The sequence below is a fragment of the Streptomyces viridochromogenes genome, from assembly GCF_001270495.1.
Lineage (GTDB): Bacteria > Actinomycetota > Actinomycetes > Streptomycetales > Streptomycetaceae > Streptomyces > Streptomyces viridochromogenes_A.
Genome location: NZ_LGUR01000222.1, coordinates 1 through 23,412, shown reverse-complemented (window position 1 = coordinate 23,412; position 23,412 = coordinate 1). Strand labels below are relative to the sequence as shown.

22 protein-coding genes are annotated in these 23,412 nt (G+C 70.0%); 11 read left to right on the top strand and 11 right to left on the bottom strand.

The genetic code is table 11. From position 1 onward, the window contains the following. Window positions 1-3: 3 nt before the first annotated feature. The 3 genes from ADK36_RS31535 (at window position 4) to ADK36_RS50595 (ending at window position 1,467) form a co-directional block, all read left to right on the top strand. Window positions 4-510, top strand: coding sequence for a MarR family winged helix-turn-helix transcriptional regulator (locus ADK36_RS31535; RefSeq protein ID WP_078916655.1), 507 nt, complete (start codon window positions 4-6; stop codon window positions 508-510). Between the two features lie 199 nt (window positions 511-709). Then, window positions 710-1,222: a sigma factor-like helix-turn-helix DNA-binding protein gene (locus ADK36_RS48285; RefSeq protein ID WP_048586157.1), complete on the top strand. Its 513-nt coding sequence runs from the start codon at window positions 710-712 to the stop codon at window positions 1,220-1,222. Then, complete coding sequence (locus tag ADK36_RS50595; protein WP_048586156.1) at window positions 1,219-1,467, top strand: hypothetical protein; 249 nt, start codon at window positions 1,219-1,221, stop codon at window positions 1,465-1,467. The genes ADK36_RS48285 and ADK36_RS50595 overlap by 4 nt, the downstream gene beginning before the upstream one ends. A 9-nt stretch (window positions 1,468-1,476) precedes the next feature. Here the strand turns inward: ADK36_RS50595 and ADK36_RS31520 are convergent, their stop codons facing one another. Beyond that, window positions 1,477-2,631, bottom strand: a complete 1,155-nt coding sequence (locus ADK36_RS31520) for a cystathionine gamma-synthase (RefSeq protein ID WP_048586155.1) — start codon at window positions 2,629-2,631, stop codon at window positions 1,477-1,479. Between the two features lie 411 nt (window positions 2,632-3,042). On the opposite strand from ADK36_RS31520, the gene ADK36_RS31515 reads away from it, so the two are divergent. From ADK36_RS31515 to ADK36_RS31500, 4 genes are all read left to right on the top strand, one after another. Then, window positions 3,043-4,161 (top strand): hypothetical protein, encoded by a 1,119-nt coding sequence (locus ADK36_RS31515; protein ID WP_048586982.1) that lies wholly within the window; start codon window positions 3,043-3,045, stop codon window positions 4,159-4,161. A 155-nt stretch (window positions 4,162-4,316) separates the two neighbouring features. Then, window positions 4,317-4,982: a peptide-methionine (S)-S-oxide reductase MsrA gene (gene msrA, locus ADK36_RS31510; RefSeq protein WP_048586981.1), complete on the top strand. Its 666-nt coding sequence runs from the start codon at window positions 4,317-4,319 to the stop codon at window positions 4,980-4,982. Continuing rightward, window positions 4,979-5,587 (top strand): DUF3885 domain-containing protein, encoded by a 609-nt coding sequence (locus ADK36_RS31505; RefSeq protein ID WP_234329948.1) that lies wholly within the window; start codon window positions 4,979-4,981, stop codon window positions 5,585-5,587. Before msrA ends, ADK36_RS31505 begins: the two co-directional genes overlap by 4 nt. Window positions 5,588-5,665: 78 nt before the next feature. Continuing rightward, window positions 5,666-6,130 (top strand): SRPBCC family protein, encoded by a 465-nt coding sequence (locus ADK36_RS31500; RefSeq protein ID WP_048586979.1) that lies wholly within the window; start codon window positions 5,666-5,668, stop codon window positions 6,128-6,130. 21 nt (window positions 6,131-6,151) lie between these two features. Here ADK36_RS31500 and ADK36_RS31495 read toward each other — a convergent pair whose 3' ends face one another. Further along, a complete protein-coding gene (locus tag ADK36_RS31495; protein ID WP_078916762.1) occupies window positions 6,152-7,141 on the bottom strand; it encodes a helix-turn-helix domain-containing protein in 990 nt (329 codons plus the stop codon). A 185-nt stretch (window positions 7,142-7,326) separates the two neighbouring features. Between ADK36_RS31495 and ADK36_RS31490 the strand changes: the two genes are divergently transcribed. Next, window positions 7,327-8,367, top strand: a complete 1,041-nt coding sequence (locus ADK36_RS31490) for an NAD(P)-dependent alcohol dehydrogenase (RefSeq protein ID WP_048586978.1) — start codon at window positions 7,327-7,329, stop codon at window positions 8,365-8,367. Between the two features lie 48 nt (window positions 8,368-8,415). Here the strand turns inward: ADK36_RS31490 and ADK36_RS31485 are convergent, their stop codons facing one another. After that, on the bottom strand, window positions 8,416-9,537 hold the full coding sequence (locus ADK36_RS31485; protein ID WP_078916757.1) for a FecCD family ABC transporter permease: 1,122 nt from the start codon (window positions 9,535-9,537) through the stop codon (window positions 8,416-8,418). Between the two features lie 160 nt (window positions 9,538-9,697). On the opposite strand from ADK36_RS31485, the gene ADK36_RS31475 reads away from it, so the two are divergent. After that, window positions 9,698-10,081, top strand: coding sequence for a VOC family protein (locus ADK36_RS31475; RefSeq protein ID WP_048586976.1), 384 nt, complete (start codon window positions 9,698-9,700; stop codon window positions 10,079-10,081). An 8-nt stretch (window positions 10,082-10,089) separates the two neighbouring features. Here the strand turns inward: ADK36_RS31475 and ADK36_RS31470 are convergent, their stop codons facing one another. The 6 genes from ADK36_RS31470 to ADK36_RS31445 all read right to left on the bottom strand — a co-directional run bounded on the left by ADK36_RS31470 (window position 10,090) and on the right by ADK36_RS31445 (window position 18,939). Next, complete coding sequence (locus ADK36_RS31470) at window positions 10,090-10,860, bottom strand: group II truncated hemoglobin (RefSeq protein WP_053199928.1); 771 nt, start codon at window positions 10,858-10,860, stop codon at window positions 10,090-10,092. An 83-nt stretch (window positions 10,861-10,943) separates the two neighbouring features. Then, window positions 10,944-14,180 (bottom strand): S8 family peptidase, encoded by a 3,237-nt coding sequence (locus ADK36_RS31465; protein ID WP_053199925.1) that lies wholly within the window; start codon window positions 14,178-14,180, stop codon window positions 10,944-10,946. A gap of 265 nt (window positions 14,181-14,445) precedes the next feature. Next, window positions 14,446-15,129: an ABC transporter ATP-binding protein gene (locus ADK36_RS31460; RefSeq protein WP_048586973.1), complete on the bottom strand. Its 684-nt coding sequence runs from the start codon at window positions 15,127-15,129 to the stop codon at window positions 14,446-14,448. Between the two features lie 345 nt (window positions 15,130-15,474). Beyond that, entirely contained in the window at window positions 15,475-16,959 is a 1,485-nt protein-coding gene (locus ADK36_RS31455; RefSeq protein WP_053199923.1) for an ABC transporter permease, read from the bottom strand. Window positions 16,960-17,117: 158 nt separating this feature from the next. Further along, entirely contained in the window at window positions 17,118-18,368 is a 1,251-nt protein-coding gene (locus ADK36_RS31450; RefSeq protein WP_053199952.1) for a L,D-transpeptidase, read from the bottom strand. Between the two features lie 220 nt (window positions 18,369-18,588). Next, window positions 18,589-18,939, bottom strand: coding sequence for a hypothetical protein (locus tag ADK36_RS31445; protein ID WP_048586971.1), 351 nt, complete (start codon window positions 18,937-18,939; stop codon window positions 18,589-18,591). A 109-nt stretch (window positions 18,940-19,048) separates the two neighbouring features. Here ADK36_RS31445 and ADK36_RS31440 point away from each other — a divergent pair, with 109 nt between their 5' ends. After that, on the top strand, window positions 19,049-19,387 hold the full coding sequence (locus tag ADK36_RS31440) for an LAETG motif-containing sortase-dependent surface protein (RefSeq protein WP_234329946.1): 339 nt from the start codon (window positions 19,049-19,051) through the stop codon (window positions 19,385-19,387). Between the two features lie 42 nt (window positions 19,388-19,429). Beyond that, complete coding sequence (locus ADK36_RS31435; RefSeq protein ID WP_199830286.1) at window positions 19,430-20,194, top strand: hypothetical protein; 765 nt, start codon at window positions 19,430-19,432, stop codon at window positions 20,192-20,194. A gap of 54 nt (window positions 20,195-20,248) precedes the next feature. Here ADK36_RS31435 and hutH read toward each other — a convergent pair whose 3' ends face one another. Next, a complete protein-coding gene (gene hutH / locus ADK36_RS31430) occupies window positions 20,249-21,787 on the bottom strand; it encodes a histidine ammonia-lyase (protein ID WP_048586969.1) in 1,539 nt (512 codons plus the stop codon). A 283-nt stretch (window positions 21,788-22,070) separates the two neighbouring features. Continuing rightward, window positions 22,071-23,216, bottom strand: a complete 1,146-nt coding sequence (locus tag ADK36_RS31425; protein WP_048586968.1) for a GGDEF domain-containing protein — start codon at window positions 23,214-23,216, stop codon at window positions 22,071-22,073. Between the last annotated feature and the right edge of the window lie 196 nt (window positions 23,217-23,412).

Sequence of the window (23,412 nt, the reverse complement as noted above, 5' to 3'; positions counted from 1 at the left end):
GAAATGTCGATGGACATGACGACCGTCGCCGACAGCGGTCTCCTCGACACGCTGCAACACGAGGTGGCGGTCTTCGCCCGGCGTGCCGAACAGACCCGGCTCGGCGGCGTGGGTCAGGTGCGCAACTCCATGGACCGCGCCGCATACCTGCTGCTCAACCGCCTCGACAAGGAAGGCCCCATGGGCGTCAAGGCGCTCGCCGCGAGCATGGGGATCGACTCGTCGACGGTCACCCGGCAGGTGGCACCGCTCGTCGACACGGGGCTCGTCAAGCGCACCTCGCACCCCGAGGACGGGCGGGCGGTGGTGCTCCAGCTGTCCCCGCGCGGGCAGTCGCGACTGGAGGAAGTGCGCTCGTCCCGACGCCAGTTGATGGCCGAGCTGACGCACGACTGGGAGCCGGAGGAGCGTGAGGCGTTCTGCACGCTCCTCACCCGCTTCAACACGGCGCTCTCCGCACGGATGGCGGCGCAGGGAATCTCGGGCGCCGAGACACCGGCGGCGTCCTGAGGGACGGGGCTCTCCCTGAGGCTGCCGCCCCCAGCCCCCCCCGGCCCCGACCGGGCTCGAATGCCGGAACCCACGCCCGGCCGCGCGATCCGCTCCCGGCTCTTGACCCCGGGCCTCCGCTGGCCTCCTATGAAACCGGGTCCCCTCTCGTGCGCGACCGACGCGTTCATCAGGGGGCGCGCTCAGGCAGGAGGGGACGGTGGAACGACGGCGTGTGGCCCAGGACGCCCGCCGGGCCCGGGAGTTCGAGGCGTTCGTCGCGGGCGCGGCAGGGCGACTGCTGCATGCCGCCACGCTGCTCACCGCGGAGCCGCCGGACGACAACCCGCGCGCGCGGCGCCTGCTGACCCTGTCCCTCGCGCACACGTACGCGTGCTGGGACCGGCTGCGCGGCGAGGACCCGTACGACCGCGCCCGCGCGTACCTGGCCACCCGCTTCTCCCGGGCCGCCTGGCACCAGTACGGCGGCTTGGGCGCCCTCGGCCGGTCCCGCCCCCACCCCGCCAGCCCGCTCGCCCGCCTCTCCCCGCAGGAACGCCTGATCCTGGTCCTGCGGCTGTACGAGGGGGTCGCCGAGGAACAGGCCGCGGCCCTGCTCGGTCTGCCCCTGGAGCGCGTCCACACGATCTGCGACCGGGCGACGGCAACACTGCTGCATCCGCCGAGGCGGGCCACGCCGGCCGTGCTGGACGCGAAGGCGGTGTCGCCGTGAACCGCCCCCAACGGGAAGCGGCCGCACGACAGATCATGGAGCGCGCTCCGGCGACGGTGCCGCCGGAGCTGTACGCGGAGGCCGTCAGGCGCGGTGGCCGCATGCTGCGCCGCAGGAGGGTCGCCGTACGGCTGATGTGGCTGCTGCTGTTCGCCGCGACGGTGGCGTTCGTGGTGTGGGCGGTGACGGCCCGCCCGTGGGTGGAGCCGCCGTCGGAGACGACTCCACCCCTGATGGGCTGGTGAGCCCCGGGCCTAGCCGAGGGCCTGCTGGAGGTCCTCGATGAGGTCGTCGACGTTCTCGATGCCCACGGAGAGGCGGACGAGGTCTCCGGGAACTTCCAGAGCCGACCCGGCCACGGAGGCGTGGGTCATACGCCCCGGGTGCTCGATGAGCGACTCGACACCGCCCAGGGACTCGCCGAGCGTGAACACCTTGGCGCGATTGCAGACCTCGACAGCCGCCTCCTCACCGCCGGTGACCTGGAAGGAGACCATGCCGCCGAACGACTTCATCTGCTTGGCGGCGACCTCGTGACCGGGGTGGTCGGGCAGGCCCGGGTACAGAACGCGGGTCACGCGCGCGTGCCGGGTGAGCATGTCGGCGATCTTCGTGGCGTTCTCACTGTGCCGGTCCATGCGCACCGAAAGCGTCTTGGCGCCGCGCAGCACCAGCCAGGAGTCGAAGGGCCCGGCGACCGCGCCCATCGCGTTCTGGTGGTAGGCCAGTTCGTCGCCCAGGTCCGAGTCACCGACGATCAGAGCGCCACCCACGACATCCGAGTGACCACCCATGTACTTGGTCAGCGAGTGCACCACCACGTCCGCGCCGAGGGACAGCGGCTGCTGGAGATACGGCGTGGCGAAGGTGTTGTCGACGACGAGCTTCGCGCCGGCGTCCCGGGCGACCTGCGCGACGGCGGCGATGTCGGTGATACCGAGCAGCGGGTTGGAGGGGGTCTCCACCCAGACGACCTTGGTCTTCGGGGTGATGGCGGCCCGCACGGCGGACGCGTCGCTGGTGTCGGCGACCGACCACTCCACCCCCCACCGTGCGACGACCTTCGCGAACAGCCGGAACGTGCCGCCGTACGCGTCATTGGGGATGACCACGTGGTCGCCGGGGCTGAGCAGCGTACGCAACAGGCAGTCCTCGGCCGCCAGTCCGGACGCGAACGCGAGCCCGCGGCGGCCACCCTCCAGGGCGGCGAGGTTCTCTTCGAGGGCGGTCCTGGTCGGGTTGGCGCTACGGCTGTACTCGTAGCCACCGCGCAGCCCGCCCACGCCGTCCTGCTTGTAGGTCGAGACCTGGTAGATCGGCGGGACGACCGCCCCGGTGAGGGGATCGGCGGTGTTGCCCGCGTGGATCGCGAGGGTCTCGAAGTGCTGACTGATGTGCCTGTCGCTCATGGCCCCCGAGCGTAGTCCGCGAACGAGCCGGATGCGCCCGGAGCTCCAGAGCACACCACGAGCCCGCAGCCGCGTACGGCGGCGAGGGGCCGCGTCGGGGGGTGTCCGCCCGCAGAGTCCGGTGTCAAGAAACAGCACCTCTGGCGCAAGGCCCACCACCGGACCGAGGACGGACACCCCCCGACGCGGCCCCGCCCCACAACGAAACCCTCAGGCGCTACGCGAACCCCCACCGGACCCGCACAGGCGCCGCAGGCATAAACGCGCACCCCCACCCACCGGCACCAAGCCGCCGCAGGCGCAGACGCGCACCCCCACCCACCGGCACCAGGCCACCGCAGGCACCCCACCCGCCCAACCGCCGGAGGCACCCGTTGGCCAATTGTCAGAGGCGTCTGGAACGCTGGAGGCATGGAGATTCTCTGGGTCCTGATCGCGCTGGTAATGATCGGCTTCGTGGTGCTGCCGTTCATGCGGCGCAGGCGGGCCATGATCGAGCAGGTCCCGCCTGGACACCCGGACGCCGCGGACCCGGCGAACTACGGCTTCGTACGCCAGGAGGAGCTGGACATCCGCATGCCCGGCCCCGACCAGGACCTGCTGGACGTCCTGGACCTGGTACAGCGCACGCAGGACTACAAGGCGGCGTCCCAGCTGCTCGCCGGCACCGAGACGGAGGGCGAGCTGCGCTGGCAGCGCGTGCAGGCCTTCGCCGGTGCCGCGTCGCTGGAGCTCCAGCGGCGGCCGGGCGGGGTCAGTGAGTCGCCGGGCGGCCAGTGGCTGCGGGTGTGGCGCACCGAGCAGCCCAAGGACGCAGGCGGGGCGGCCGTCCACGCGGAGTTCCTGGTCCAGCAGGCGTGGCGGACGGCGACGCCCGGCACGGACGAGTTCCGGATCATCATGGAGGAGGCGAAGTCGGCCTGCGGGGACGCGGCGCTGCTGGCCCCCGGTGACCCGATCCCGTACATCATCGAGCTGTCGGTGGCCCGCGGACTGGCCTACCCCCGCCCGGAGTTCGAGCAGCTCTGGCTGAAGATCCTGGACCGGGCCCCGGCCCACATGGGCGCACACCTGGCGGCCCTGCACTACTGGTGCGAGAAGTGGCACGGCTCACGCCAGCTGGCGTACGACTTCGCGGAAGCGGCGGCGGCCCGCGCGCCCCAGGGCTCCCTCCTCGCCGCGATGCCGCTCTTCGCGGTCTTCGAGCACCTGCCGGAGGTGAACCTGGTCAGCGGCTTCTACCAGAGCGAGGTCGTGACGAAGGCGATCCACGGCGCGCTGTTCGCGGTGGGCGCGGCCCGCCACGACGACCCGATGCTGGCGCACGTACGCCACCTGCTGGTCTTCTTCCTGGTCCGTGGCGAGCGCTGGGCGGAGGCCATGAACCAGCTGATACACGTCGACGGCCACGTCGGCGCCCTCCCCTGGACGCTCTCCCCCGACCCGGCCGCGGAGTTCGCGGTCTACCGCGCGCTGGCGGTGGCGGGCTACGAGGCCAACGGCGGCAGCCCGGCGACGCTGCCGCACTGACGCAGGTGGCGAAGGCGCAGAGCGGAATCTGAGGGCCCGGCCGTACGTTGAAGGGGGTACCGCCCGGCGGGGAGCACCCCGAGTGCCCCCGCCGCCGTACCGCAGCCTGTGCCCCGGCCCGCGAGGTCCGTGTCGCCCGCGAGGAAGGAACCCTCATGCTCTTCGGCCGTACGCCCGTCCTGCCCACCCCCGAGCAGGCGCTTCAGGGCCGTCCGGAACCGGCCTTCTCCGTCCCCGACCGCCACACGGTCCTCGGCAACCCGCTCCTCGGCCCCTACCCGGAGGGCCTGGAGGTCGCCGACTTCGGGCTGGGCTGCTTCTGGGGCGCCGAGCGCAAGTTCTGGCAGCTCCCGGCGGGCGTGTGGACGACCTTGGTCGGCTACCAGGGCGGCCACACCGAGCACCCCACCTACGAGGAGGTCTGCTCGGGCCTGACCGGCCACACGGAGGTCGTCCGCGTGGTCTTCGACCCGAGCGTGATCTCGTACGAGCGTCTCCTGAAGACCTTCTGGGAGGCCCACGACCCCACCCAGGGCTTCCGCCAGGGCAACGACGTCGGCACGCAGTACCGCTCGGCGATCTACCCGCACACCCCGGAACAGGCGAAGGCGGCCGAGGCGTCCCGGGAGTCGTACCAGAAGGTCCTGACGGGCTCGGGGTACGGCACGATCACCACGGAGATCCTGCCGGCGGAGGGGCGGACCTTCTACCCGGCGGAGGGGTATCACCAGCAGTACCTCGACAAGAACCCGGCGGGATACTGCGGGATCGGCGGCACCGGCGTCTCCTGCCCGATCGGTGTCGCCGAGGCCGACGGGTGAGCACTGGCGTCACACCGACGCGGTTGGCAGCGCTGTGGCGGGACCGACGGCCGTCGGGCCCGCCCGTCGCCCACACCTTTCGCGGCACCTACGCGGATCGCTGGGTGCGCTTCCACAGTCTTCCGGGCTCGAAGCGCTATCCGGAGTCCGAGGACGAGTACGGGATCGTGCTGGAGCGCTACAACACGGTCCTGGACGAACTGTTCACGGGCCTGGACGTGTTCGTCGTGACCATGGACTGGTCGTACACACAGGACGGCCCCGCGGGCTATCCGACACCGCGACAGGAACTTCATCCCGACGGCGTCCGCTGGTGGACCGAAGCGAACCGGGAGGACCCGGATCTGGATCTGGATCCGGAGTTGCACACCCACACGCGCCTCTACGCAGATCGGCGGCCGTGGCGGCACGGATGTGCCGATGGCCTGCTGCGCGCCGTCGCCGACGAGGCGCTCGTCGAGGTGTTCATCACCGACACGGAACTTCGTCGTATCCATCATCCGTACGACGGCGGCGCGGACGTCGTCCTCACCACGCCCGCGGAGCGCGACGAGATGCGCGCCCGGCACGCCGAATGGCTCTCCGCCCATCCAGCCGGCCTGTGACACCTGTGGCCGGGAGGGCGGGGCACCCTGGTCGAAGTGGGCGCGCGATTGTCGGACCCTGCTGCTTTCATGGAGGGCATGACCAGCAGAAGCGTCGTCGTGGAGCGGAGTATCGCCGCAGGCCAAGGGCCCGTGTGGGAGGCTTTGACCGACCTGGGGGGCATGCCGCACATGCTCAGTGGAGTCACCCGCGTCGAGGTCCTCACGCCCGGCGCCTTCGGCGTCGGTACACGGTGGCGCGAGACGCGGCGCATGTTCGGGAAGGAAGCCACCGAGGAGATGTGGGTGACCGCCAGCGAACCGCCCGAGCGTTATGTGGTGGAGGCCGAGTCACATGGCACCCACTACGTCTCGGAGTGGCAGCTGCGGCCGGACGGCCCGTCGGCGACGACGGTCCGGATGACGTTCACGGGCGTGACCTCCGGCGGTGTCACCGGCCTGCTCGCCAAGCTTCTGGGCGGAGTGGGCGCACGAGCGGTGAGCAAGGCCGTCGCCAAGGATCTGGATGACGTCGCCGTGGCGATCGAGGGCCGCGCGGGCTGACCCGCACGCGCGCATACCGGCCTACGCCTCCGAGGTCCCCGACCCCGTCCCGGCCCCGGACCCCGTGCCAGTCCCAGCCCCCGCCTTCGCCGCATCCGCGCCCCAGCTGGCCAGCAACCGCAACGCCTCCGCCGACGGCGACCCCGGCTCCGCGTGGTACGTGACCAGGCCCTGCTCCGTGCCGTCGGTGAGGCGGAACGACTCGAAGTTCAAGGTCAGCTCGCCCACCAGCGGATGCCGGAGGTGCTTGACGCCGTAGGTCTTCTCCTTGACGTCGTGCCTGGCCCACAGGTGGCGGAACTCCTCGCTCTTGACGGAGAGTTCGCCGACGAGGGCGGACAGCCGCGGATCGTCCGGATGGCAGCCCGCGTCCATGCGCAGCAAGCTGACCATGTCGGACGCCTTCTGGTCCCACTCCACGAACAGATCGCGGTACTCGGGCCGGAGAAACACCAACCGCGCCCAGTTCCGCTCCCGCTCCGGCAGTTCCGCCCAGTCGCCGAAGAGCGCCGCCGCCATCCGGTTCCAGGCGAGGATGTCCGAGCGCCGGCCCGTTATGTACGCGGGCACGTCGTTGATCGAGTCCAGCAGCTGCGCCAGGGCCGGCCGCACCTGCTCCATACGCGTCGTCGGCTTCTTCTTGTGCTGCTTCGGCTTCGCCAGATGCATGAGGTGCGCGTGCTCGGCGTCGCTCAGCCGCAGCGCCCGTGCGATCGCGTCGAGGACCTCCGCCGAGACGTTCCGCCCGTTGCCCTGCTCCAGGCGCGTGTAGTACGCCACGGACACACCGGCCAGCTGCGCCAGCTCCTCCCTCCGCAGCCCCGGCACCCTGCGGTGCCGCCCGAAGTCCGGCAGCCCGAGGTCCTCCGGCTTCAGCCGGGCGCGGCGGGGGGGCAGAAACTCGCTGAGCTCGGCCCGCCGGTCCAGGCCGGTACCGGTACCGGGGCCCGTTCCGGGGCCGGTACCGGGAGGGGCTGTGGCTCCCGTCACGGATTCGGGCTTTTCGTCCATGCCTCAAGTATTCCCGGTCATACGCGCACGAGCCTGACCCCGCCAGTGGTAGGACCAGCGGACGTACGCACAACCGAGGTCTGGGTGACTCCGGCGCATTCCAGCAGGCTGAATGCCATGCCCGGCCGGACAACACGACGTCAGAAGGCAGCCGGGCGTGAAACCCCCTCTAGGAGAACCCCGGCATGACCTCCGTCGCCGCATACGCAGCCCCCTCCGCCAAGGCTCCGCTGGAGCGCACCACCATCGAGCGCCGTGCCGTCCGCGAGCACGACGTGCTGATCGACATCAAGTTCGCGGGCATCTGCCACTCCGACATCCACCAGGCCCACGAGGGCTGGGGCAAGGCGATCTTCCCGATGGTCCCCGGCCACGAGATCGCCGGCATCGTCTCCGAGGTCGGTCCGGGCGTCACGAAGTACCAGGTCGGCGACCGCGTGGGCGTCGGCTGCCTGGTCGACTCCTGCCGTGAGTGCGACAACTGCAAGGCGGGCCTGGAGCAGCACTGCACCGGCGGCTCGGTCGGCACGTACAACGCCATCGGCAAGGACGGCGAGCCCACCTACGGCGGCTACTCGGAGAAGGTCGTCGTCGACGAGAACTTCGTCGTCCGCATCCCCGACGGCCTGTCCCTGGACGTCGCCGCGCCGCTGCTGTGCGCGGGCATCACCACGTACTCGCCCCTCAAGCACTGGGGCGCGGGCCCGGGCAAGAAGGTCGCCGTGATCGGCCTGGGCGGTCTCGGCCACATGGGCGTCAAGATCGCGCACGCGCTCGGCGCCGAGGTCACCGTCCTCTCCCAGTCCCTGCGCAAGAAGGACGACGGGCTGAAGCTGGGCGCCGACCACTACTACGCGACCAGTGACCCGAAGACGTTCGAGGAGCTCGCCGGCTCCTTCGACCTGATCCTCTCCACGGTGTCCGCGCCGCTGGACTTCGGCGCCTACCTCAGCCTGCTCAGGACGGGCGGCGCCCTGGTGAACGTGGGCGCCCCGGAAGAGCCCGTCGCCCTGAACCTGTTCTCGCTCATCGGCGGCAACAAGACCCTCGCCGGCTCGATGATCGGCGGCATCGCCGAGACCCAGGAGATGCTGGACTTCTGCGCGGTGCACGGCTTCGGCGCCGAGATCGAGGTGATCAGCGCGGACCAGATCAACGAGGCGTACAAGCGGGTGCTGGACAGCGATGTGCGGTACCGGTTCGTGATCGACACGGCGACGATCTGATTCGGATCACCCTGACCGAGGGCCCCGGAGCCGCACTGCTCCGGGGCCTCAGCGTGTCGCCGTACGGCGTCCCAGCAGCCACAGCAGATACGGCCCGCCGACGAGCGCGGTGAGCGCGCCGACCGGGATCTCCAGCGGGGGCAGCAGGGTGCGGGCGGCGAGATCGGCGGCGACCAGGATGATCGCGCCGGTCGACGCGGCGTTGAGGAGCGGGAGTTGGGGCGTACGGGTGAGTCGCCGGGCCAGCTGGGGCGCGGTCAGCGCCACGAACCCGATCGGTCCCGCGGCCCCGGTCGCCGTCGCGGCGAGGACCACGCCGAGAACGGTGAGCCCGAGCCGCACCCGGTCCACCCGTACGCCGAGTCCGGCCGCGGTCTCGGGATCGAGCCCGAGCGGCCGCAGCGCCCGGCTCGCCCACACCAGGGCGGGCAGCGAGAGAACCAGTACGACGGCCAGCGGCCCCGCCTGCTCCAGGCCGCGCCCGTTGAGGCTCCCGGTCAGCCACAGCTTGACCTGCTCGGCGGCCTCCAACTCGCTGTCGGTGAGATAGAGCTGCACCACGGCCGACAACGCGAGACCGATACCGACGCCGGTGAGCACGAACCGGCTCGGCTGCATCCCGCGCCGCCAGGCCAGCATGTAGACGAGGGCGGCCGCGACGAGCCCGCCGAGCACGGAGACGAGGGGCAGGGCATTGGGCGAGCTCACCGCGCCGGTCGCCAGCGCGAGCACGGTCGCGGCTGCGGCCCCGTGCCCGACACCGATCACATCGGGACCTGCCAGCGGATTCCGCGTCACGGTCTGCACCAGCGCCCCGGCCGCCCCGAGGGCGGCGCCCACGAGGGCACCGACGGCGATACGCGGGACGCGCAGCTCGTTGACGACGAGGAACGGCAGCATGCGGACGACCGTCCCCGCGTCCCGCCCGCTCAACGCGCCCACCTGCCCGAACCGGAACTGGTCGAGCGTGGCCGAGCTGGAGGTCAGGACGACGGTCGTGGCACCGGCCGTCATCGCCGACAGCGCAGTCCCCGCCAGCGCCAGCTTCACCGGCGACGCGCCACCCCGCCCCCGTGCCGCGATGCCGTACACCAGGCACGCGGCGACGACGGCACCGGCGAAGGCGTACCAGACATGGCCGCCGAAGCCGTTCGCGAGGCCGAGGGCGATCCCTTAACCCGGTCGATCTCATGCGGAACGGTCGGCTCCGTAGGCGGAGTACCGGAGGACTAGAACCGGCCCCTACTCAGGACCGATGTGCCGTGCGGCGACCCTGCCTAGCGTGAGGTCAGGAGCCCGACCGAACCGTGCACACGAGGAGGCAGCCCCGATGACCGTCCAGCTCAACCACACCATCGTCGCCGCGCACGACAAGAGGACATCGGCCCGGTTTCTCGCCGACATCCTCGGCCTGGAGGTGAGCCCGCAGTACGGCCCGTTCATCCCGGTCGAGATCCCCAACGGTGTGACCCTGGACTACATGGACTCACCCGACACCATCACGCCGCAGCACTACGCGTTCCTGGTGTCGGAGGACGACTTCGACACGATCTTCGCCCGAATCCAGGCGGCCGGCCTGACCTACTGGGCCGACCCGCACCACCGCCGCACCGGCGAGATCAACCACAACGACGGCGGCCGCGGCACATACTTCGAGGACCCGAACGGCCACAACCTGGAGATCCTGACGAGGCCGTACGGCAGCGGCGGCTGACGCGCTCGTCACCCCTGGTACGGCGGTGCCGCCCCCCAGTTCCACCGCGGGACCGGCTGCTCCACCGGTGGCACCGCGTCCGGACCCGAGAAGTACACCGCCAGCCGTGTCCCCCACTCCACATACGCCAGGAACGCCGAGCGGAACTCCGCGTCCGTCGGCAGGCCCGCCTCGTCCGCCGCGTCCTGGATGAGGTTGACCCAGCGGCGGCGCTGCGGCTCGGTGATGCCGCGGCCCATGTGCTTGGAGACCATGTGGCCGTGACCGCCCTGGGTCTCGGAGTAGGCGGGCGGGCCGCCGAACACCTCGCCGAGCCAGCGGGCCACATGTTCCGCATGGGCGGGGTCAAGGCCCGCGAAGAGCGGGGCCAGGAGGTCGTCCTTGACGACCTTGTCGTAGAAGACCGACGTCAGGCGGGCGAATGCCTCCGCTCCGCCCGCCCAGGCGTAGAGCGTGGGCACCGACGCGCCCGCGCCGCGGACCGTCGTCGGCTTGTAGTGGCGCATCTCCTGGATGTACGGGACGTAGGGGCGGATCTCGGCGAGGAAGTCGGGGAACAGCTCCGACTCGCGGAAGCCCTCCATGTGGTCCTGCGTCGACGTCCAGGTGATGCGCAGGACGTAGTGCTCGAAGTCCTCCTCGCAGCGGGCGAGTTCATAGTCGACACAGTGCTCGGACGCGGCCAGCTGGGCCGCGGCACGGGTGTAGGCGGACAGGAACTCCGCCGACTGCTGCTCGGGAACGCGGTACCGGATGTACTCCACCGTGTGAGCCGTCATGGCCTCACGGAAACACGAACCGCCCGCCGGAAGCTGCACTTCCGGCGGGCGGTTCGCTCATGGCTCAGATATCCGCCACCGGATCACTTGCCGTAATACGCGTTGTAGATCGAGATCGTCGACTTGTTGCCCTTCTTGTCGGCGATCTTGGCGTGGAAGGAGACGGCCTTCCCCTTCGCCGGGTTCTTCACGGTGATCTTGCCGTTCCTGACGTCGAGCTTCTTCCAGCTCTGGCCGTAGTCGTACGACACGTACACATGCAGCGACTTCAGGTTGCTGCCCGCGGCCGAGCCCACGACGGTGACCGGGAACGTCACCTTCTTGTCCGCCTCGACCCGGCTGTCCAGGCCCGTCTTGGCGTTGAAGCGAACCGTGGAGGCCGGAAGCGTGACCTGGTCGGTGGACGGCTTCTTGGAGCGGAAGGTCCAGCTCGCGTCGATCCGCGTGGAGGCCGCCGCGACCTTGACGCTCCGCTTGACCGAGGTCGTCAGCTTGTACTCGGCGTCCCCGGCCGGGACCTTGAACGGCTCACCGAACAGCGGGTCTTCGTTGGTGCCGACCTTGGTGCCGTTGCGGTACAGGTTGGTGGTCACCGCGGTGAACTCGGACGAGCCCGCGTGCTTGTTGGCGTCGGCGAACAGCGGCAGCGAGCCGTAGATCTCGTTGCCCTCCCGGAACAGACCGAACTCCTTGTTGATGTGCGGGCCGAAGACCGCCGTGTTGAAGGTCTTCGAGTAGCTCTGGCCCGCCTTGAAGGTCTGCGGCGTGCCCAGCGTGTAGTACGCGTCGACGATCGACAAGCCGTCCGCGTCCTTACCGGCGTACTGCTCCAGGTCGAACGTCCACTGGACCTTGTCCGACGTCGACAGGTACACCGTCCGCGAGCCCGGCAGCTTCTGCTCGACCGGCGCGGCGAAGACGACGTCGTCGGGGAAGACGCCCAAGGGCAGCAGCCCACCGGTCTTGCCGGGAGCCGCGGCACCGAGGTTGTTCTTCACCTTGGCCAGCTCGGCCGCCTTGAAGTGGCGGACCTTGTCGCCCTGGATCTTCTTGACCTTGGCGGTGGTGGCGACGTCGTACTCGGTGTCGGCACCCTTGGTCCACTGCCCGTTCCAGGTCTGGGTGAGACCGCTCGCGACCTCCGGGCCCAGGTGTGCCAGGCGCAGGTTGGCGAAGGAGTCGTGCACGGCACCGATGCTGACGACCGCCGGGGCGTAGAAGTAGTTCGTGCTGGCGAGCACCTGCTTGGCCTGCGTGTCCGGCACCGTGATGTCGGCCGACCTGGTCGTGCGGGCGTCGATCGTCACCGAGGTGTTCTTGGTGACGCTCAGCTTCGGCTGGACCAGCCAGTCGAGGCCGCCCTCCATGTTCACCCAGTCCTTGGCGATCCAGGCGTCCAGCAGATACGTGCCCTTGGGCAGCCGCATCTTCGTGGTGCCGGCCTCGGCGAGCGGCACCTGGTAGTAGCGGTCCTTCGCCAGGTCGGAGTAGCCGAACAGGTCCGTGAGGTACTCCGGGGCCGGCTTGCCGTCCTTGCCGATGTGCTGGACGGTGACGTCGTACGACTCGATCTCGCGCTGCACCGCGGCGCCCGTACGGACGCTCTGCCCGCCGCCCGTCGCCGTCACATAAGCGGAGTAGGCGCCGTCGACGGTGCCGCCCAGCCTGGTGTCGACGGTGAAGTCGACGGATGCCTTGCCGCCCGCCGGGACCGTCACCTTCGTCGCACCGAGCTTGAAGAAGCCCTCGGGGGCCGCCTGGCCCTTGGGGTTGGTGGCCGTCGCGGCCAGCGTGAGCGTGACGTCCTTCGTACCGAGATTGCGGTACGTCAGCTCCTTGCTGACCGGCTTGTCGTCGGTGTGCGGCCACTGCTGCACACCGAAGCTCACCGACACCGGGTCGGCGATCACGCTCTGCTTGATGGCCTTGTCGACCTGGATCCGGCCCGAACCCTGCTGGAACGGCGTGTACTTGCCGCCCTTGGTGGAACCGGTCAGCGCGCCCTTCAGCTCGGCGTACGTCCAGTCCGGGTGCTGCTGCTTGAGGATCGCCGCCGCGCCCGCGACATGCGGGGTCGCCATCGACGTGCCCTCGATGGTCAGGTAGCCGGGCGGGTTCTCGCCGACCTCCTGCTCGATGAGGCTGCCCTTGGCGGACGCCGCCGTGATGGCCACGCCCGGCGCGGTCACGTCGGGCTTGATCGTGCCGTCGCCGACCCGCGGGCCGGTGCTGGACCAGGGAGCGAGGACGTCCTTGTCGTCGACGGCGCCGACCGTGAGCGCGGCGTCCGCGCTGCCCGGCGAACCGACCGTCTCCGGCCCGGAGTTGCCCGCCGCGATCGCGAACAGGATCCCCTTCTCGGCGGACAGCTTGTTGACCGCCGCCTCCAGCGGGTCGATCTCCGGGGTGTCGCCGCCGCCGAGGCTCATGTTGACGATCTGGGCGCCCTGTTCGGCGGCCCACTCCATGCCGGCGAGGATGCCGGAGTCGTCACCGGAGCCGGTGTCGTCGAGGACCTTGCCGGCGAGGATGTCGGCACCGGGCGCCACACCCTTGTACTTGCCGCCGGACTTGGCACCGGTGCCTGCCGCGATGGACGCGACGTGCGTACCGTGGCCGACCTTGTCGTCCGTGGTGGCGGCCGGGGTGAAGTTCTTGGCCGCGATCACCTGGTCCTTGAGGTCCGGGTGGGTGGCGTCCACGCCGGTGTCCAGGACGGCGATCTTGACGCCCTTGCCGTCGTAGCCGGCCGACCACGCCTTGGGGGCGCCGATCTGCGCCACGGACGTGTCGAGGCTGGCCTTGCGGACGCCGTCGAGCCAGACGTGCGCGATGCCGGAGGCCGTCCGGTCGCCGTTGGTGAGCGCGTCCCACAGTTCGGGCGTGTCCTGGTGCGGGGTCTGCACCGCGTCCGCGTTCAGGGACTTCAGGGTGCGGCGGAGCTTGCCCGCGTCACGGACGTCCGCCTTGGCGCCGGCCGCTCCGCCCTGGTAGCCGACGATGACCTTCAGGCCCTTGGCCTGGGAGGTTCGGGTCGCGGACTTGTTGAGTTCGGTGATGTCGAACAGCCGCTGGTCGAGCTTGCCCGCGGCGACCAGCTGGGCCGCGTCGGCCGGGATCACGAGCGTGTGCCCGTCGGCCTTCCGGATCTTCACGGCTATGTTCTCGCGCCCCTTCGCCCGCTCCAGGCCGACCACCCGGCCCTTGGAGTCGACGGAGACCCGGTCACCCGTGATCAGGGTGATGCGGTGCGGGGACGTGGGCGAGGCAGCGGCGCCGGACGGGCGCTGCTCCGGTTCGGCCGACGCCGGGCTGGTCATGCCCGCGGCGAGGGCGACGGCCGCCGCCGTGGCGACAGAGGCGGCGCATACTCTTTTGACTTTTCTGCGCAAGTTTCCCCCTTGCAGAAGGTCCGGGCGAATTCCCGTTCACCCGGCCGGAGGAAGTCACGTACGCATGCGCGTCACCCCCCGGAATACGCAGTATGCCGAGGGGTGATCAGGCAGCCAATACATGAGAAGAAGGTAAGAAGCACGCCGGACGACTGTTACGCGACGGCGCGAACTCCGTTACGCAGTCGCCGGGTTACGCCCCCGCGTTCTCCTTGACACTGATGCGTCCCTTGCGGATGGTCGCCACGCGTGGGGCCTTTTTCGCGATCGCCGAGTCGTGGGTGACCATGACGAAGGTCAAACCGAGTTCCTTCCACATGCGTTCGAGTACGTCCATGATCTCGTCGCGCATCGACTCGTCGAGGTTTCCGGTGGGTTCGTCGGCGAGCAGCACCTTGGGCTGCTTGACGAGTGCGCGGGCGATGGCGACGCGCTGTTGCTGTCCTCCGGACATCTCGGAGGGCAGGTGTCCGAGCCGCTCCCCCAGCCCGACCGACTCGAGTGCCTCGGCGGCCCGTTCGCGCCGTTCCTTCGGCTTCACGCCGAGGGGGACGAGGGCGGTCTCGACGTTCTCCTGTGCGGTGAGGGTGGGGATGAGGTTGAAGGACTGGAAGACGAAGCCGATGTTCTCACTGCGGACTCTTGTCAGCCGGGCTTCGGAGAGCTTGGCCAAGTCGGTGCCGTCGAGGACGACTTCACCTGCGGTGGGCCGGTCGAGTCCGCCCAGCATCTGAAGGAGGGTGGACTTGCCGCCGCCGGTGGGGCCCTGAATGACGAGCCGGTCGCCGTCGGCGATGGTGAGATCGACTCCGTCGAGGGCGTGGACGGTGTCCTTGCCTCGGGTGTAGCGCTTGGTGACGCTTCTGAGGTCGTACATGGTGGGTGCTCCTGGGTGGGGTGGGGTTGCGTGGGCTTCGGGGGTGGCTCGGATCGTTTGCGACTGCGGCTGGGCGGGGGTCGATCGCTCAGTTCTCCGCGCCCCCAGGGGGGTGCAGTCCCGTCGGCCATGACTGCGGGGCGTCGCAATCCACTTCGGCTGCGGGTTGGTGGGGCGCCCCTAGGGGCTTGGGTGGGGGTCGATCGCTCAGTTCTCCGCGCCTCTGAGGGCGGGGCGGCACCGTTGGGTGGCTGGCTGTGGGGGTGGCGGGACTGCAACGCCCAGGGGCGCGGGAAACTGCGCGACCAGCCCTCCACTGCCCGCAGCCGAAGTCCCCGGCGTCAGCTACTCGACGCGGCGCAGTGCGTCCGCCGGGCGGAGCCGGGACGCCCGCCAGCCGCCGAAGGCACCGGCGATCAGCCCACCCGTCACCGCGAGGCCGACCGCGAGCGCAACCGTCGTGAGGCTGACCGGTGCCGTCAGCGCGACGTCCAGCGTCGTGCTCGCCGTCTGCCGACCAGGTCCGTCCCCGAAGCCGCCGCCTGCCGGGCCACCGCCCATGCCACCGCCACCGCCACCGCCGCCCAACTGGGCCTGCAGCGTCGGGCTGATCGCGGTCACGACATACGCGCCCGCCAGCCCGACCGCGATACCCAACGCACCGCCGAGCAACCCGTTGACCACGGCCTCGCCGACCACCTGCCGGGTCACCCGCCCCGACTTCCACCCCAGCGCCTTCAGCGTCCCGAACTCCCGCACCCGGCGGGAGACCGCCGAGGAGGTGAGCAGACCGGCGACCAGGAAGGCCGCCACGAGCACCGCGATGGACAGCCACTTGCCCACACTCGTCGCCAGCGAGGACGCCGTGGACAGGGAGCCGGACACCGTGTCCGCGAGATCGGCGGAGGTCGTCACCGTCGTACCGGAGATGTTCTTCTGGATCGTCGACTTGACGGAGTCGATCCGCTGGGAGTCGGTCGCCTTGACGTAGATCGTGGTGACCTTGTCCTTCGCGTCGGCGAGCGTCTGCGCCCGCTGCAGCGGGATGTAGAGGTTGGCGGCCGCGTCCCCGCTGTCGGGCGTGGCGATGCCGATCACCTTGAACTTGGTGCCCTTGATGGTGACCGTCGAGCCGACCTTGAGCTTCTTCTCCTTGGCGTAGGAGGTGTCGGCCACGACCACCTTGGCGTCGGTCTCCGTCGTCTTGAACGTACGGCCGCTGGTGATCTTCGACGAGGTCAGCGGACCGAGCGCCGGCTTGGTGACGTCGGCGCCGTAGACGGAGTAGTTGTTGACGTCGAAGTCGGCGCCGCCACCCCGCACTTCACCCTGCGGCCGGCTGCTGCCACCACCGCCGCCCTGGCCGGGGCCGCCGCCCTGCTGGCCACCGCTGCCGCTCTGGTCCTGCTGGAACTGACCCCGCGTGAACTGCCCGCTGACCTTGATGACCTGAAGGCTCAGACCGCCGACCGCGTCCGAGACACCGGTCTGCGAGCCGACCTTGGTGACGGTCGAGCTCGCCAGCGTCTGGAAGCCCTGGACCATCACCCGGTCGGTGCTCTGCTCCTCGTCGGAGTCGCTGTCCCGCGCGTCGAACTGGAAGCGCGGCCGCTCGGAGCTGTTCGCGGCCGGCTCGGCGGCCTTGGTGACGGTCATGTCCGTGCCCAGGCCGTACAGGGACTGCAGGACCTTGTCCTGGGCCTTGCTCATGCCGGAGGACACGGAGTTGACCACGATGACCAGCGCGATTCCCAGCGCCAGTCCAGAGGCGACGACGAGGGCCGCCTTTCTGCGGCGGCGCAGCTCGCGCCTCAGATAGGTGAAGAACATGCGCCGCAAGGTAGGGACGGCGCGTGATGAAGAGATAAGGCCGGGATAAGAGGAGGATGAGAAGGCTGAGACCCGGCCCGGAAACACCGATGCCGCCCCTGAGGGCGGCATCGGCTCTGTGTGGGAGAGCTGTGGGGCTGCTGTGCCCGTCGGGTCGGTCAGACCGCCGAACCGGCCTTCCACTGCGCCCAGTCCATGTTCCAGCCGTTGAGGCCGTTGTCCGGGGCGATGGTCTTGTCGCCGGTGTTCTGGACGATCACGACGTCACCGACGATCGAGTTGTTGTAGAACCAGTAGCCCGCGGTGCCCTTGTCGTTGGCGCCCTTGGTGTCGGACAGGCCCACGCAGCCGTGGCTGGTGTTCACGCTGCCGAAGATGGACTTGGCACCCCAGTAGTTGCCGTGGATGAAGGTGCCGGAGCTGGACAGGCGGATGGCGTGCGGCACGTCCTTGATGTCGTACTCGCCCTTGCCGTCGTCGTCCGTGAAGCCCACGGTCGCGCCGTTCATGCGCGTCTCCTTGAACTTCTCGGACATCACCATGATGCCTTCGTAGGTCTTGTTCTCCGGCGAACCGGCCGAGATCGGAATGGTCTTGATCGTCTTGCCGTCCTGCGTGACCTTCATCTGCTTGGTCTTCGCGTCGACGTACGAGATCTGGTTACGGCCGATCTTGAAGGTGACCGTCTTCTCCTGGACGCCGTAGACACCCTCGGCGCCCTCGACGCCGTCCAGGGCCATCTTCAGGGTGACGGTCGAGCCGCCCTTCCAGTACTCGTCGGGCCGGCAGTCCATGCGGGTGTCGTTGAACCAGTGGCAGACGACTTCCTGGCCGCTGGTGGCGGAGACGGTGATGCCCTTCTGGACGGCCGCCTTGTTGGTGATCGACTTGTCGAAGTTGATCGACACGGGCATGCCGACGCCGACCGTGGAGCCGTCCTCCGGCGTGAAGTAGCCGAGGAAGCTGTTGTTCGGGGAGACGGTCGTGAAGGAGGCGTTCTCGTGGGCCTCCAGGCCCTTGGAGTCCTTCGCGGTCACGGCGACCTTGTAGGTCGTGGAGCGCTCCAGCTGGGCGCTGGGCTTCCAGCTGGTCTTGTCGGCGGATATCTCGCCCTCGACCGCGGCGCCCTCGGCGGTCGTCATCGTCACCTCGGTGAGCGTGCCCTTGCTCACGGTGACGGCGGCGGAGTTGTTGATGGAGGCGTTGTCGGTGCCGTCCTCGGGCGTGATCTTGATCTGGGCCGCGGAGGTCTTCTTGGCAGCCGCCTCGTCGACCTTGGACTGCGAGGTGTCGCCGCCGTCGCTGCCGGAGGCGTTGTCGTCGCCGCCGGAGCAGGCCGAGAGCACCAGGACACCACCGAGCAGCGCGGACGCGACCGTCAGGCCCTTGCGCCGCTTACTGTTCGTCATCACACGCTTCTCCATCTGTTCCCGAATCCCCAAACCCCGAGAGTCCCCGTCAAGGATCTTCAACGCTACGACCGGTTCGTCCCGTTCCACATCTCTTGTATGTGTGGGGCACGCCACCTCCGCCGAGGCGGGTGGTGCGGGTGTCGGTCAGTGCGCCCCATGAGACGACGAAACCCCGGGCGGCGGTTGCCGTCCGGGGTCACGATTTCCCCAAGACGCCTCAGCCGGCCCGCTCGGCCTCTTCGCCGTCGAAGTCCTCCTCATCATCCTCGTCAAGGTCCCACTCGGGCGAATCCGGGTCGTACTCGATCCGCTCGCTGGACCAGGATGCCTGCGCCAGCTCAACCCCCGGTACCTCGCTGACCAGGTCGAACGGATCAACGAGATACGCGAGGGCCTCCGCAGTGTCTTCCGTCACAGCGGCCTCGGCGTGGGCCCGTTCGTCGACCGGCATGGTGGTGTCGTCGGCGATCCGGCGCAGCGCGGCCTTGGTGACGGCGTCCTGGTCGTCCACTTCGAGGACGAGTTCCACGCGAAGCCGTACAAAACGTGAGGTTTCTGGTGTACTCATGCCCGGAGAGTACGACCCTTTTCTCCCGTGACTTTCCCGTGACCCGCGACTTTCACTAACATCGCCCCACACGGCCAATTCGCCAGCGCCACAAGGGGATCGATATTCCGTGTCCGCCGCTCACCGATCGTCGTCCACCGCACGCCGATCGCTGCTGACCGCCACCGCCGCGGGAGCCCTGCTGGGCGCCCTGTGGTTCGTGCCCTCCGCGAACGCGACAGGCGACGAACCGGCGAGAACGGTGCCCTCGGCGACCCCCACGACCCAGGTCACCCAGCAGGCTCGGGCCGCCTCGGACAGCGCGGACGACACCACCGGGGACGGCACCCGGCTCGCCGACACCGGAAGCTTCGACACCACGCCGTACATCGTCGGCGGGACCGTCTTCCTCGCGCTGGGCGCGGGCTTCGTCGCCTACTCGGTGCGCCGGGAGCGTCTCGGATTTTGAATAGGCTTGACGCTCCCTTCACCTTGGCTTCATAGTCCGCCCATGAAGAGATCATCGGGCGTGCGTGTAGCCGCCACGGTTGCCGTGAGCGTGCTGTCGCTCGCCCTTGTCACGGGTTGCGGGGGCGACTCCGCCGGTTCTGACGCGAAGGCGCTCAGTGCCGCGGAGTTGAAGAAGTCGATCATCGCTCAGGGCGATGTCAAGGGTTACAAGGTGGACGCGTCCGGCAAGCAGCTGCCGAAGTCCAAGGACCAGGTCAAGAGCAGCGAGGAGCAGTGCACGCCGCTGGCCTACGCCATGAGCGGCCAGGCGCCGGGCGATGCGGCCTCGCAGACGGCCGTCATGGTCACGCAGGACAAGAAGAAGCCCACCGACAACCCCTCCAAGTCCCTGGAGGACCTCACGGAGGGCGAGTTCGAGGACTCGTTCACCGACGCGTTGGACCTCACCATGACGGTCGTCGGACTCTCCTCCTACGACGGTGACGGCGCCGAGGAGACCTTCAAGTCCGTGTCGGACGCGGTGGAGAAGTGCTCCGGGGGCTTCCCGCTCGTCATGCAGGGCACGGACCAGAAGCTGACGGCCATCACCGCCGAGAAGGCGTCCGGCGCCGGTGACGAGTCGGTCGGGTTCACCGCGAAGAGCGACGCGGAGGACGGCGACGTGGCCACCACGCACGTCGAGGTGGTGCGGCACGGCAGCACCATCGCCACGTACTACACGATGAACATCGGTCTGATGATGACCGACAAGGCGTACGACGTCCCGGCCGCCGTCATCGACGCGCAGGCCGCCAAGCTGAAGTAACCCGCACCTACGGCATCGGGGCCCTGTCGGTCGTACGACAGGGCCCCTGGCATGTCACTGGAGCGGCCCGGTGACCTTCTCCGCCGCGGCGACCAACTCCCCGCCGCGCACGAACGCGTCGGCCGCGGCGAGGTCCGGCGCCAGGAACCGGTCCGGACCGGCACCCTGGACCCCGGCGGCCCGTACGGCGTCGATGACGGCCTGCGAGGCCGGCGCCGGGGCGAGTCCGGCCCGCAGCTCGATGGCACGGGTGGCGGCGTAGAGCTCCACCGCCAGAACGCGCGTGAGGTTGTCCACGGCCGTACGCAGCTTGCGGGCGGCGGACCAGCCCATGGAGACGTGGTCCTCCTGCATGGCGGAGGAGGGAATGGAATCGGCGGACGCGGGCACGGCCAGCCGCTTCAACTCGCTCACCAGGGCGGCCTGCGTGTACTGAGCGATCATCAGCCCCGAGTCGACACCGGCGTCGTCGGCCAGGAACGGCGGCAGCCCGTGGCTGCGGTTCTTGTCCAGCAGCCGGTCGGTGCGGCGCTCGGCGATGGAGGCGAGGTCGGCGACGGCGATGGCGAGGAAGTCGAGGACGTAGGCGACGGGCGCCCCGTGGAAGTTGCCGTTGGACTCGACCCGCCCGTCGGGCAGCACGACGGGATTGTCGACCGCGGACGCCAACTCCCGCTCGGCGACGAGCCGCGCATGCGCCATGGTGTCCCGCCCGGCACCGGCGACCTGCGGGGCGCAGCGCACCGAGTAGGCGTCCTGGACGCGGGGCGCGTCGTCCTGGTGGTGCCCGGTCAGCCCCGAACCCTTCAGCACGGCCAGCATGTTGGCGGCGGAGGCACCCTGTCCGGGGTGCGGCCGGATGGCGTGCAGCTCGGGTGCGAGCACCTTGTCGGTCCCGAGGAGCCCTTCAAGGCTCAGCGCGGCGGTGACGTCGGCGGACTTGTAGAGGGTGTCGAGATCGGCGAGGGCCATGATCAGCATGCCGAGCATGCCGTCGGTGCCGTTGAGAAGGGCGAGCCCCTCCTTCTCGCGCAGCTCCACCGGCGCGATGCCGTGCGCGGCGAGCAGCTCACCGGCGGGCCGCACGGTCCCGTCCGGGCCCTCGGCGTCCCCCTCGCCCATGAGCGTGAGGGCGCAGTGCGACAGGGGAGCGAGGTCGCCGGAGCAGCCGAGGGAGCCGTACTCGTGGACGACGGGCGTGATCCCGGCGTTGAGGATGTCGGCCATGGTCTGCGCGACCGCCGGCCGTACGCCCGTGTGCCCCGAGCAGACGGTCTTGAGCCGCAGGAACATCAGGGCCCGTACGACCTCCCGCTCCACCCGCGGCCCCATCCCCGCCGCGTGCGAACGCACGATGTTGCGCTGCAACTGGGCCCGCAGTTCCTGGCTGATGTGCCGGGTCGCCAGGGCACCGAAGCCGGTGGAGACGCCGTAGACGGGGTCGGGCTTGGCCGCCAGCGCGTCCACGATCTCCCGGGCCGTGGCAAGGGCCGCGAGGGCCTCCGACGAGAGCTCGATCCGGGCGCCGCCGCGCGCCACGGCGAGAACGTCGGACGCGGTGACCCCGGACGTCCCCACCATCACAGTGTGCATATCCATATTCAGGAGCGTACGCAGTGAAGACGAAGATGTCACTAGTGGATGGGCGCTACACCCCTTACCAGCAGACCCCACAGCTCGACGCCGGTCCAGGCACCTTCAGCCCGTCCGGCGTTTGAGGACGAGGCCCCTTAAGGGCCGATAGTTAAGGGCCGATAGCGGGGTCTGGGGCGGCAGCCCCAGCGGGGTCGAAGGGGCGGAGCCCCTTCACAGGATGGGACGGGTAGGGGCGGCGGGGGCGAAGAAGGCCACGGGCCCGCACCGACGCCGGAGGGCGTCACGGCAGACGCCCCCGGAAACGGCGCCGCTCCCCGGTCTCCTCCCCGAAGGGCTCGTCGGCGAGACGCACGACCGGATCGTCCGGCCCCTCCCGCCCCGCGACCACAGGCCGATCGGCCCGCACGGCCTTGGCCTGATACTGCGCGGCATCAGCAAGCCGGAACAACCGCCGCGCAGACCGCACGACCCCGATCGGATCCTCGGTGGACGCAACCCCGCACGCGACCCCCTCACCCAGCTCCAACTCACCCGCCCGACGGCACAGTTCGTCAGCGGCCTTCACCACGTCGTCGGCCGGCGGCCCGACGGCGAGCAGACAGAACTCGTCACCGCCGAGGCGAGCGGCGAGCGCGCCCGGCAGCATGGCACCGCACAGCGACAGAACCGACCCGAACCGCTCCAACAGCCGGTCACCGACCGCGTGCCCCTGGGTGTCGTTGACCCGCTTGAGCCCGTTGAGATCGCAGACGACGAGACTGACGACGACACCCTGGCCGCGATGCCGCTCGACGGCCTCCTCCAACCGCACATCGACGGCACGCCGGTTCGCGAGCCCGGTGAGCGCGTCGGTGAACGCCAGCCGCCGGGCCTCCTCCAGCCGCTCGCTCTGCGCGAGCCCGGCGGCCACGACGGAGGCCAGCACGGTGGCGAAGTCGGCGTCCCCCCGGTCGAAGACGGGCGAACCGGCCGGCCGGGCGACGTAGAGCTCACCCCAGGCACGCCCGTTCAACACGAGCGGCGCGACGACACAGCACCCCCGCCCACGCCGCCGGAGAGCCGCGACCCGCTGATGGCAGTACCCGGGATGCCCGGTGGCGGGACCGTCGGCCGTCTCCACCCAGGCATGGGGCTCACCCCCGGAGGCCCACCGCTCGTGCAGGAACTCGGCGATCTCCGGAAACTGATGCACCGGGTAGGTCTCGTCACCCGGGAACTCCTCCTCCCCCTCGGCGCGGTCCCCCACGTTCACGAGCACCCGCAGCCGCCCGAGTTCCCGCTCCCACACCGACAGCGCGGCGAAACTCCCGGCCAACGCCCGACACGCCCCGAGTGCCGCCGCCCGCCAGGACTCACGCGGGGTGTGCGCCGCCGCCATCCCCTGCGCCAGCGTCACCACGGCCGCGAGACGTCTGTCCTCACCCATCACTCCAGGCTAGGGAGCTTTGGGGTGAAACGGGACATTGATGCGGCGAACAGGTGCCGCAGCCGAAACGGGGGAGTCCCGCCAGGGCGCGGGGCAGAGGCAGAGGTCCCACGGGACCACCACCCACCGCCCACGGCCCGCGGCGCAAGCCCCACGGCCTACGCCCCAAACCCTCCCGGCACCCCCGCCCCCGGAC